Raw genomic sequence first — 11,279 nt, forward strand, 5'->3', positions numbered from 1 at the left:
AGATACCTGCGCAGGCACATCAGACCGACGTGCCGCGAGAGACATGGCACGACGCCCTGTGGCACAGCAGTCCGCCTGGCTCGATATATGACTACATAAAGGTCGCTTCCTTCTCGATCGGGCCCGACGGGTTCATCGACCAATGGAGCCTGCGCGCCGAGGAACTGTTCGGCCTGAGCGCCTCCCAGGCCGTGGGACGCGACCCGGTCGACGCCTTCATGCCGCCCGAGCTGCGTCCCGACGCGCACCGCAAGGTCGCCGAGATCCTCGACGGCAAGGAATGGACGGGCCTGATCCCCTTCCGGATTCCGGGCGGGAACGGCGCGCACGGCGTGGCCGAGATCTATGTGATGCCGACCCAGACCGAGACCGCCGAGCGCGCCGCGCTGTGTGTCGTCGTCGACGTACGCGCGCTGCGCCGGATCGAATCCGACCTCGCGGCTTCACAAGCGATATTCGGCCAATCTCCCTTCGGCTTCCTGCTCTTCGGCACGGACCTCACCGTGCAGCGGGCCAACCGCCGGTTCGCCACCGTCTTCGGGGGCGCCGCAGAGGAGCACCGCGGCCGGACCGTGCACGACTACCTGCCGGCGCACGAGGCCGACCGGATGACCGAAGCCCTGCGCCGGGTGCTGGACACCGGGGACTCGGTCACCGATCTGCGGATCACCGGCGCCACCCCCCGCAGCCGGGAGAACCGCCACTGGTCCATCAACCTCTACCGCGTCCACGGCGGCAGCGGCCGGCCCATCGGCGTCGCCGGGATCGGCACCGACGTCACCCGCCGCCACCTCGCCGCCCGCGAGGCCGCCGGGGTCCGGCGCAACCTGGCCCTCCTCAACGAGGCCGGGCACCGCATCGGAAACTCCCTCGACCTGGAGACCACCGCCCGCGAACTCCTCGACGTCACCGTCCCCGGCTTCTGCGACCTGGCCGCCGTCGACCTCTACCAGGGCCTGCTGCTCGGCGACGACGACCGGCCCGCCCGGCCGCAGGGCCCCGGCGTGCCCAGCCTGCCCGGCCAGGGCCCGGCGCGGACGCCCTCGGCCGCCCTGCGCCGGGTGGCCTTCGCCTCCGCCGTCTCGGACGCCCCGCTGTCGGGTCCCGGCGCGCTGGTCTCCGTCGGCGACATCCACCGCTACCCGGCCGCGTCGCCGGGCGCGCTGGCCCTGCGTACGGCGCGGCCGCGGCTGATCGAGGGCGGCGGACCGGAGGACCTCGTCCAGTCCACGCTGGTCGTGCCGATGGTCGCCCACGACACGGTCGTCGGGCTCGCGCAGTTCTCCCGCACCAAGGGCAGCGAACCCTTCGGCGAACGCGACCGCGCGGTCGCCGTGGAACTGGCCGCACGGGCCGCCGTATGCATCGACAACGCCCGCCTCTACCGGCGCGAGCACGAGCGGGCGCTGATCCTGCAGCGCAGCCTGCTGCCCCCCGGCGACCCGGAGGCGGCCGGCCTCGACATCGCCTGCCGGTACCTCCCCGGCAACGCGGCCACCGAGGTCGGCGGCGACTGGTTCGACGTCATCGAGCTCCCCGGGCACCGCACCGCGCTGGTCGTCGGCGACGTCATGGGCCGCGGCCTGCGGGCCGCCGTGGCCATGGGAGAACTGCGGACCGCCGTACGGACCCTCGCGCTGCTGGACCTCGAACCGGCGGAGGTACTGACCGCGCTCGACGAGATCGCCCGCGGCCTCGGCGCCCCCGGCGGCTCCCAGCAGGCCTCCCGGGCGGCCCTGCACTCGCGGGACGCGGACCGCTCCGAGGTGTATCTGGCCACCTGCGTGTACGCGGTCTACGACCCGGTGACGCGGCGCTGCACGATCGCCAACGCGGGCCACATGCCGCCCGTGCTGGTCGAACCCCCGGACGAGGCCGGCGTCCCGCGGCCCGCCCTGCTCCTGGAGGTGCCGCCCGGGATGCCGCTGGGCGTGGGCGGCGAACCCTTCGAGGAGGTCGAGGTCGACCTGCCGGAGGGCGCGCTGCTGGCCCTCTACACGGACGGGCTCGTGGAATCCCGCGACCATCCCCTGGAAGAGGGACTGCGCGGACTGCGCGCGGCCCTCGCGGATCCGGTCCGGCCGCTGGAGGACGTCTGCGACCACGTGCTGAACACCCTCGACACCCGGCACGGCGAGGACGACATCGCCCTGCTCATGGCGCGGGTGCAGGGCCTGCCGCTGGACGCGGTCGGCGACTGGCAACTGCCGCGCGAGGCCCGCTCGGTGGGCCGGGCCCGCGAACTGGCCCGGGCCAAGCTCCCGGCCTGGGGCCTGGAGGGCCTGCTGGACACGACCGAACTGCTGGTCAGCGAACTGGTCACCAACGCCCTGCGCTACGGGGAGGGCGAGATCCGGCTGCGCCTGCTGCTGGACCGCACGCTGGTCTGCGAGGTCTGGGACGCGAACCTGGTCCAGCCCCGCCGGCGCCGCGCCCGCGACACCGACGAGGGCGGCCGCGGCCTCCAGCTGGTCGGCCTGCTGTCGGCGGGCTGGGGCACGCGCCGCACCCACCGGGGCAAGACGGTCTGGTTCGAACTCCCGCTGCCCGGCGCGGCATCGGAGGCCGTCACCGAACTGTCGGCGGAGCAGCTGCTGAGCATGTACGGGTAGGACGGCGCGGGCCGCGCGGGCCGTCCGGGCCGCGCGGGCCGTCCGGGCCGTCCGGGAAAACCGCTGGTGGCAGGGGGAGCCGTAGGGAATCGTGCCCGGGGATGACCGACGACACCCCGGCGTACGCGCCGCCCGGCTCCCTCCAGGGGCTCCTCCAGCGCGGGCGCGGCCTCGGCCACCTCCGCGCCCTCGACGACCCCGCCGCCGCGGCTCCGTACGTGTACGACTGCATCCGCCGCGAATGGCGCTGGGACAGCCAATGCGACCACCGCGCCCTCTACCACGCCCGGTTGGTCCGGGACCTCGGCCTGCCCATCGGTCCGCTCATCGACCAGATGGCCGGTGACGAGGAGGCCCTCTGGCGTGCCGCATCCGTGCTGGAACTGCTCGCGCTCGCGGGTGACACCGAGGCCGCGGAAGGACTGCGCGACTACGTCCGCACCGGCACGCACTGGGCCGGCGTTCTGGAGTCGATCGCCACCGAATGGCCCCGGCACTGGTGGGAGGAGCTCGGTGACGTGGCCCGGGAACGGATCGCCGATGAGGAAGAGCCGCCCTGGGCCCGCGAGCCGTGGGAACTGTTCGGCATCGCGCGGGACCCCCGGGCCCCGCAGGCCTCCCGGCCGGACACCGGCCGGGAGCGGCTCGGCACCGAACAGCTGCTCGCCCTGATCGCGGCGCCCGGCGCGACCGGGTCCGACCGGACGTACGCGCTGCGGACCCTGGTCCGGCGCGGCCCGCAGCCCGGACTGATCCCGCTCGTGCCGCTGCTCGGCGCCCCCGGCGGCGCACGGCCGCTGCCCCTGGTCCGGTCCGCCCTCCGGCGGCTCGGAGCCCGTGCCGTGCCCGCCGCCCGCGGCTGGGCCCAGGACGAACGGGAGTGGCTGGCCCGGCTCGGCGCGGACGTACTGGCCGACCACCCCGGCCCCGGAGCCCTTCCCCGGCTGCTGCGGGAACTCGCCGGCCACCAGGAGACGGGCCAGTGGTGCGGACCCGACGACGTCGCCCGGCGCCTGGCCCACCTCGGGCCCGTCGCCGCCGCGGCGGCCGCGCCGCTGCGGGCCCTCGTGCACCGAACGCCGCACACCTACGAGCGGGCCGACTACCTGGAGGCGATCGCCGCCGTCGACCCGGGCACCGCCCAGGACCTGTACACGGAGTGCCTCTGGGACTGCGAGGAGCGGACCCGCCTGTTCGCCGTCGCCGCCGCGCCCGCCGTCCCGGAGGTGCGCGAGCGGCTGGCAGCACTGCGCGACGACCCGATGGAGGACCCGGACGTCCGGGCGGCCGCGGCGGAGCGGGCCGAGGGGTTCCCGGCCCAGGCGGCCCAGGCGGCCCAGGTGGTCTAGGCGGCCTTGCGGGATTTGAGGGCTGCCAGGCGGGCCTCGATCTCCGAGGTCTTGCCGAGGTCGTCCAGGGCTTCGAACTGGGCGTCCAGGGAGGACGCGGCCAGCTCCTGCTTGCCGAGCGCCATCGCCTCCTCCCGGCGCACCTTCTCCTCGAAGCGGTGCAGGTCGCTCGTCGGGTCCAGCACGTCGATGTTCTTCACCGCGTCCATCATCGTGTTCTGCGCCTGTGCGGTCTTCGCCCGGGCGACCAGCTCGTCGCGCTTCGACTGGAGCTCCGTCAGTTTGTTCCGCATCGCGTCCAGGCCCGACTTGAGCTTGTCGACGACCTCCGTCTGGGCGGCGATCGTCGGCTCCGCCACCGTCGCCTCCTTCTCGGACTGGATCTGCCGGCCCAGCGCCACCTTCGCGAGGTTGTCGAACCTGTCGGCGTCCGCCGCCGCCCCCGCCGCCCGCAGCTCGTCCGCCTTCCGGCTCGCGGCCAGGGCCTTGCCGCCCCACTCGGCGGCCGTCTCCACGTCCTCCTTGTGGTCCGCCTCCAGCATCCGCAGATTGCCGATCGTCGTCGCGACCGCCTGTTCCGCCTCCGAGATGTTGTTCGTGTAGTCGCGGATCAGCTGGTCCAGCATCTTCTGCGGATCCTCCGCCTGGTCCAGCAGCGCATTGATGTTGGCCTTGGCGAGCTGGGTGACGCGGCCGAGGATGGTCTGCTTGCTCATCGTGGTCTCTCCTGGTCAGGGCCGATGTGTGTGCCGTTCAGAAGCGGCCGCCGCCGCCCATGCGGCCGCGGGTTCCGCCGCCGCCGAAGGAGCCGGGACCGCTGCCGCCCCCGCCCCCACCGCCCCCGAAACCGCCGCCCCCGCCGCCGAAGCCCCCGAAACCGCCCCCGCCGCCCCGGCCGCCCCGCAGGATCTCGCCGAGGATGATCCCGCCCAGCACGGCGCCGCCCTGGCCGCCGGACCGCCGGCCCGCGTACGGGTCCTGGTACGCCCGTACGTCCTGCTCCGCCAGCTGCTGCGCCTGCCGCGCCAGCCCGTCCGCCTGCTGGGCCTCCGCCAGCGCCCCCGCCGGGTCGGCAGCCGCCAGGGACACCGCACGCTCCAGATGCCGGCCCGCCTCCGCCAGCCGGGTGCGGGCCTGGCTGCCCACCGCGCCCCGGGTGGTGGTGATGTAGTCCGTCGCCGCGCCGATCGCGCTGCGCGCCGCCAGCATGGCCTGGTCGAGCAGGGCCACCGCCCGCTGCCGCCCCGACTCCCGTTCCCGCGCCCCGGCCAGCGCCTCGTCGAGGGCCGCGTCGGCCTCCTCGATCCGGCGCAGGGCGTCGATCGGGTCGTACCGGCCGGCCGCCTCCTCCCGCCGTACGTCGGCCAGCACGGCCTCCGCACGGCCGATCCGCCCGCGCAGGTCCGCCGTCGAGGTGCCCTCCGCCGTGCCGGTGAGCAGCCCGCGGGCGTCCGCGAGGTCGGTGTCCGTCTCGGTCAGCGCACCCGGCAGCTTCCCGGCCGCCTCCGCCAGTTCCTGCGCCCGCCGCTCGACCGCGTCCACCAGGGTCGCCGCCTGGTCCACCGCGCTCTCGGCGGCCCGTACGTGCACGGCCGCCGCGCCGTTCCCGCCCGCGTCGAGGGCCGCGTGCGCCAGGCCCAGATGGGTCGCCGCGAACAGCAGCCGGTCCTTGGCCTGTTCGGCGTTGGAGGCGACGGGCGCGGACGCCGAGTCCGCGTACCGCCCGGCCAGCGCGGTCAGCGTCGCCTCGGCGGTGGCCGCGCGCCCGGTCAGGTCCAGGTAGCCCTGCTCCACCGATGCCAGGGCCTGCGGGGCGTTCTTCTCCAGGTCCCGCAGCCGGTCGAAGTCCTCCGACTCGGCGTCCAGCCGCCGGTTCGCCTCGGTGCACCGGGCGACGATCTCGTCCAGCATCCGGCGCCGGGTCGCGTCGTCCTCCGGGTAGGCGTCGTCGAGCTGCTGGCGCAGCCGGAAGGCGTGCGTGAGCTCGTCCTTGGCGTACGCCACGGCCGCGACGAAGGGGCGGGCCGCCTCCTCGCCGAACTGGGCCGAGGCGAAACCGAGCTCCTCGGTGCTGGTGCGGACCGCGTCGTCGGTCTCCACCAGCAGGGTCTTGGCCCTGGCGTCCAGCTCCGGCAGCGGGAGCCGGTCCGGCGCCCCTTCGGGCCAGCCCGGCCCGGTCGTCGTACCGCGCCCGCCCGCGGCGGCGTCCTTGCGCTTGCGGCGGGTGTACGTGTACGCCGCCAGCGCCCCCGCCGCGCCGACGGCGACCACCGGGAGCACGAAGTCCCCGGCCCCGCTCTCGCCGCTCCCCTCGCCGCCGGGATTCGCCGGGCCGGGGGTGATGGTGGGCACGGGGACCGGCTGACCGCCGAGGACGGCGTTGTAGCCGTTGGCCGCACCGATGGCGGCGCCCGCCCAGTCGTTCTGCTTCAAGGCGGGCTCGATGGCGGTCCGCGCGACGGTGGCCAGCTGCTGCTCGGTGAAACCGGAGTCGACATCGGCCGAATAGGCGTACTGGCGGGCCCCGGTCGCCACGGCCAGCAGGACGTCGTTCTGGCCGAGGCCGTTGCGCTGCGCGGTGGCGTCGGCCCAGCTCTGGGCGGAGCGTCCGGAGAAGTCCCGTACGTAGGCGACGAAGAGCTGGATCTTCCGGTCGGCGTACAGCTTGTCGAGCGCGGCGGTGACGGCTCCCTTCCGGTCGCCCAGGGCGCCCACGCGGTCGGTGATCTGCCCCTGCTGGGACAGGGTGACGGGATCCTCGGCCCATGCGGGCGCCGCCCCGGCCGCGGCCCAGCCGCCGACCGCGAGCAGCCCGGCCGCCAGGGCGAGCCCGGCCCGTACCAACGTCCTGCGGCGCGGCCTGCTTCTCGGCGGAATCACAATTGGGAGGTTATGGGGGGTTTCGCGGCCGCGCATTCGGAGTCATCGTCCGTGACCGGCGCGCCGCCGGCTCGTTGGCAGCCCATGAAGAAGATCATCTCCGCCGCCGCGCTCGCCGTGGCCGCGCTCGCCCTCGCCACGCCCGCCCACGCCGACAACGACAGCAACTTCGGCGGCGGGGTGAACGCGGCCAACAACTGGAACTTCACCGCGGCCGCCGTCTGCCTCCAGGAGGTGGCCGTGGCCCCCGTCCTGGGCGACTGGGTGGGGGACCACGCGAACAACTGCTCCAACGGCAACGTCATCGACCACTCCGGGCGCTGACCACGCCGAACGCCTGACGCCGGCCCGGGCCCTCCCGAGGGAGCCCGGGCCCGGCGGTCAGCCCTGCCGGCGCCCGATCCTGTTCCCCAGCCACACCAACGGGTCGTACTTGCGGTCCACCGCCCGCTCCTTCAGCGGGATCAGCGCGTTGTCGGTGATCTTGATGCCCTCCGGGCAGACCTCCGTACAGCACTTGGTGATGTTGCAGTAGCCGAGCCCGTGCTCCTCCTGCGCGGTGCGTTTGCGGTCCAGGCCCGCCTCCGCCGCCGCGTCCAGCGGATGCATGTCCAGCTCCGCCACCCGCATCAGGAAGCGCGGACCGGCGAAGACGCCCTTGTTCTCCTCGTGGTCACGCACCACGTGACAGGTGTCCTGGCACAGGAAGCACTCGATGCACTTGCGGAACTCCTGCGAGCGCTCCACATCGATCTGCTGCATCCGGTACGCGCCCGGGGCCACCCCCTCCGGTGGTACGAAGGCCGGGACCTCCCGCGCCTTGGCGTAGTTGAAGGACACGTCCGTCACCAGGTCCCGGACGACGGGGAAGGCGCGCAGCGGGGTGACCGTGATCGTCTCGGACCGCTCGAAGGTCGACATGCGCGTCATGCACATCAGCCGCGGCCGGCCGTTGACCTCCGCACTGCACGAGCCGCACTTGCCCGCCTTGCAGTTCCAGCGCACCGCCAGGTCCGAGGCCTGGGTGGCCTGGAGCCGGTGGACGATGTCCAGGACCACCTCCCCGTCGTGCACCTCGACCGTGAAGTCGCGCAGCTCCCCGCCCTCCGCGTCGCCCCGCCAGATCCGGAAGCTCGCGTCGTACGTACTCATCGGTGCAGCTCCTCTTCGGCGAGGTACTTGACCAGCTCTTCCTTCTCGAAGAGCGCGAGCAGGTCGGGACGGATGGGCTCGGTGCGCGTGCGGACCAGGGCGATCCGGTCGGCTGCGGGGTCCGCCGGGGGCGGGTCCACCGGGCGGCACAGCAGGTTCACCGGACGCCAGTCGCGCTCCATCGACGGGCAGTCCTCGCGGGTGTGCCCGCCCCGGCTCTCGGTGCGCTCCAGGGCCGCGCGGGCCACGCACTCGCTGACCAGCAGCATGTTCCGCAGGTCCAGGGCGAGGTGCCAGCCGGGGTTGAACTGCCGGTGTCCCTCGACACCGGCCCGGGAGGCCCGTACGCGCAGGGTGGCGAGCTTCTCCAGGGCCTCGGCCATCTCGCCCGCGCGCCGGATGATGCCGACGAGGTCGTTCATGGTCGTCTGCAGTTCCTGGTGGAGGGTGTACGGGTTCTCCGCGCCCTCGGCCGCGTGGAACGGGGCCAGCGCCTCCGCGGCCGCCGCGTCGATCTCCGCCTGGGAGACCGCCGGGCGCTCACCGGCGGCCGTGGCGTGCTCCGCCGCGTGCAGTCCGGCCCGCCGCCCGAAGACCAGCAGGTCGGAGAGGGAGTTGCCGCCGAGCCGGTTCGAGCCGTGCATCCCGCCCGCGACCTCACCGGCCGCGAACAGCCCCGGCACCCCGACGGTGGCGGCGGACTCCGAGTCGACCGCGATCCCGCCCATCACGTAGTGGCAGGTCGGGCCCACCTCCATCGGCTCCGCGGTGATGTCCACGTCCGCCAGCTCCTTGAACTGGTGGTACATCGACGGGAGCCGCCGCTTGATCCGCTCGGCCGGCATCCGGGTGGACACGTCGAGGAAGACCCCGCCGTGCGGGGAGCCGCGGCCCGCCTTCACCTCGGAGTTGATCGCCCGCGCCACCTCGTCGCGCGGCAGCAGCTCGGGCGGGCGCCGGTTGTGGTCCGGGTCCTCGTACCAGCGGTCGCCCTCCGCCTCCGACTCCGCGTACTTCTCCTTGAAGACGTCGGGGACGTAGTCGAACATGAACCGCTTGCCCTCGGAGTTGCGCAGCACCCCGCCGTCGCCGCGCACGGACTCGGTGACGAGGATGCCCTTGACCGACGGCGGCCAGACCATGCCGGTCGGGTGGAACTGCACGAACTCCATGTTGAGCAGGGGCGCGCCCGCGAGCAGGGCCAGCGCGTGGCCGTCGCCCGTGTACTCCCAGGAGTTGGAGGTGGTCTTGAAGGACTTGCCGATCCCGCCCGTGGCGAGGACGACCGCCGGGGCCTCCAGCACGAAGAAGCGGCCGGACTCGCGTTCGTAGCAGAAGGTCCCCGAGACCCGCTGCCCGTCCTTGAGGACCCGGGTGACCGTGCATTCCTGGAAGACCTTGAGCCGGGCCTCGTAGTCCCCGTACTCCTTGAAGTCCTCTTGCTGGAGCTGGACGATCTTCTGCTGGAGCGTGCGGATCAGCTCCAGGCCGGTGCGGTCGCCGACGTGCGCGAGGCGCGGGTACTCGTGCCCGCCGAAGTTGCGCTGGGAGATCTTCCCGTCGGGCGTCCGGTCGAAGAGGGCGCCCCAGGTCTCCAGCTCCCAGACCCGGTCCGGGGCCTCCTTCGCGTGGAGTTCCGCCATCCGCCACTGGTTGAGGAACTTGCCCCCGCGCATGGTGTCGCGGAAGTGCACCTGCCAGTTGTCGCCCTCGTTGACGTTGCCCATGGAGGCGGCGATCCCGCCCTCCGCCATCACCGTATGGGCCTTGCCGAACAGGGACTTGCAGATCACGGCCGTACGGGCGCCGCGCTCGCGGGCCTCGATCGCGGCGCGCAGCCCGGCGCCGCCGGCGCCGACCACGACCACGTCCCACTGCTGCCGTTCCACTTGAGCCATGTCAGAAGAACCTCGGATCGGTGAAGGCGCCGCTCGCCAGCAGGTACACGTAGAAGTCGCACAGGGCCACGCTGATGAGGGAGGCCCACGCCAGCTGCATGTGGCGGGCGTTGAGCCGGCTGATCCAGCCCCAGAGCCGGTAGCGGACCGGGTGCTTGGAGAAGTGCTTGAGCCGGCCGCCCATGATGTGGCGACAGGAGTGGCAGGACAGCGTGTAGGCCCAGATCAGCGTGATGTTGACCAGGAACAGCAGGGTCCCGAGGCCCATGTGGCCCCAGGCGTAGTGCTCGTCGCGGAAGGTCAGCACCGTGTCGTACGTCAGGATGCCCGCGACCGGGACCGCCGCGTAGAAGAAGTACCGGTGCGCGTTCTGGAGGATCAGCGGGAAGCGGGTCTCGCCGGTGTACCTCGTGTGCGGTTCGGCGACGGCGCAGGCGGGCGGCGAGGACCAGAAGCCCCGGTAGTAGGCCTTGCGGTAGTAGTAGCAGGTCAGCCGGAAGCCGAGCGGGAAGATCAGGATCAGCAGGGCGGGGGAGAGGCCCCACCAGCTGCCGAAGATCTCCCAGTTGGGCCCGCCCTTCATCGGGACGCAGTTCTCCGCGAGACACGGGGAGTAGAAGGGGGAGACGTACGGGGCCGCGTAGTAGTCGGCGTTCGCGAAGGCCCGCCAGGTCGAGTAGACGATGAAGGCGAACAGCCCGGCCGCGGTGCCGGCGGGGGACAGCCACCACCGGTCGGTCCGCAGGTGCCGGGCCGCGATCGCGGCCCGTGAGGCGTCGTGGACGCCGCCGGGCCGCTGCTGGGGTCGTTCCGTGCCTGTGGCCAAAGAAGACTCCGGGAGGAGTGATGAAGGGTGCCCCGTCCGGCCCGGCCGCGGACGGCCGGACCGGACGGGGCGTGGGTGGATGCGTGTCCGTGACGGGGTGCCTCAGGGGGCGCGGCGGTCGCGGGCGCCCAGGCCCTCGTCGTCGGAGTCCGTCCACAGGGAGCTGTCGTACGGGGTGTCCGGGACCGTCACCATCCGGGACGGGTCCGGACCCGCCGCCGTCGTCGACGGCTTCTGCCGGGCGGCCTGCTGTTCCAGCCGCTCGACCTTGCGCGTCAGCTCGTCCAGGTTGCGCCGTACGGCACTCAGATCGTCTTGCAGGGACATGATTTGCCCTCACTTCCGCCAGGTGCGGTGGCAACGCTCATGTGCGCCTGCGAGTGTCGCGCTTCCCGTCCCCCGTTGTGAAGGGACGTGCAGCGATTGCGGGCGCGCAGGCGTGAATCGTGCGCCCCTCCCCGCCCCCCATTCTCATCCCTCTCCCGGGGGAACGCCTCCTGCCGCGCAAGCGGGATTGGTCCGCACGGGTGGGGTTCGCGGCGTGGCGAGAGGCGGCTGCGAG

The 11,279-nt window shown here is 73.3% G+C and carries 9 protein-coding genes; 3 read left to right on the forward strand and 6 right to left on the reverse strand.

Features of this window, described 5'->3' with window-relative positions; translation table 11 throughout:
* Positions 1–2: 2 nt before the first annotated feature.
* Positions 3–2,612, forward strand: coding sequence for a SpoIIE family protein phosphatase (locus tag ACFY0D_RS07390; RefSeq protein ID WP_390797753.1), 2,610 nt, complete (start codon positions 3–5; stop codon positions 2,610–2,612).
* A 101-nt stretch (positions 2,613–2,713) separates the two neighbouring features.
* Entirely contained in the window at positions 2,714–3,961 is a 1,248-nt protein-coding gene (locus ACFY0D_RS07395; RefSeq protein ID WP_390797451.1) for a hypothetical protein, read from the forward strand.
* Here ACFY0D_RS07395 and ACFY0D_RS07400 read toward each other — a convergent pair.
* Together ACFY0D_RS07400 and ACFY0D_RS07405 are read right to left on the reverse strand one after the other, a co-directional pair.
* Positions 3,958–4,677: a PspA/IM30 family protein gene (locus ACFY0D_RS07400; RefSeq protein ID WP_390797452.1), complete on the reverse strand. Its 720-nt coding sequence runs from the start codon at positions 4,675–4,677 to the stop codon at positions 3,958–3,960. The genes ACFY0D_RS07395 and ACFY0D_RS07400 overlap by 4 nt on opposite strands.
* A 37-nt stretch (positions 4,678–4,714) precedes the next feature.
* A complete protein-coding gene (locus ACFY0D_RS07405) occupies positions 4,715–6,841 on the reverse strand; it encodes a TPM domain-containing protein (protein WP_390797453.1) in 2,127 nt (708 codons plus the stop codon).
* Positions 6,842–6,925: 84 nt separating this feature from the next.
* Here ACFY0D_RS07405 and ACFY0D_RS07410 point away from each other — a divergent pair, with 84 nt between their 5' ends.
* Positions 6,926–7,165, forward strand: coding sequence for a hypothetical protein (locus tag ACFY0D_RS07410; protein ID WP_390797454.1), 240 nt, complete (start codon positions 6,926–6,928; stop codon positions 7,163–7,165).
* A 57-nt stretch (positions 7,166–7,222) separates the two neighbouring features.
* Here ACFY0D_RS07410 and ACFY0D_RS07415 read toward each other — a convergent pair whose 3' ends face one another.
* From ACFY0D_RS07415 to ACFY0D_RS07430, 4 genes are all read right to left on the reverse strand, one after another.
* Positions 7,223–7,993, reverse strand: coding sequence for a succinate dehydrogenase/fumarate reductase iron-sulfur subunit (locus tag ACFY0D_RS07415; protein WP_390797455.1), 771 nt, complete (start codon positions 7,991–7,993; stop codon positions 7,223–7,225).
* Positions 7,990–9,891 carry a fumarate reductase/succinate dehydrogenase flavoprotein subunit gene (locus ACFY0D_RS07420; RefSeq protein WP_390797456.1) on the reverse strand — a complete coding sequence of 634 codons (1,902 nt, stop codon included), beginning with the start codon at positions 9,889–9,891 and terminating at the stop codon, positions 7,990–7,992. Before ACFY0D_RS07420 ends, ACFY0D_RS07415 begins: the two co-directional genes overlap by 4 nt.
* A gap of 1 nt (position 9,892) precedes the next feature.
* Positions 9,893–10,717, reverse strand: coding sequence for a hypothetical protein (locus ACFY0D_RS07425; RefSeq protein ID WP_390797457.1), 825 nt, complete (start codon positions 10,715–10,717; stop codon positions 9,893–9,895).
* Positions 10,718–10,819: 102 nt separating this feature from the next.
* Positions 10,820–11,044, reverse strand: a complete 225-nt coding sequence (locus tag ACFY0D_RS07430) for a hypothetical protein (protein ID WP_030385851.1) — start codon at positions 11,042–11,044, stop codon at positions 10,820–10,822.
* Positions 11,045–11,279 lie beyond the last annotated feature (235 nt).

Source organism: Streptomyces sp. NPDC001502, from assembly GCF_042894785.1.
Classification (GTDB): domain Bacteria; phylum Actinomycetota; class Actinomycetes; order Streptomycetales; family Streptomycetaceae; genus Streptomyces; species Streptomyces kutzneri.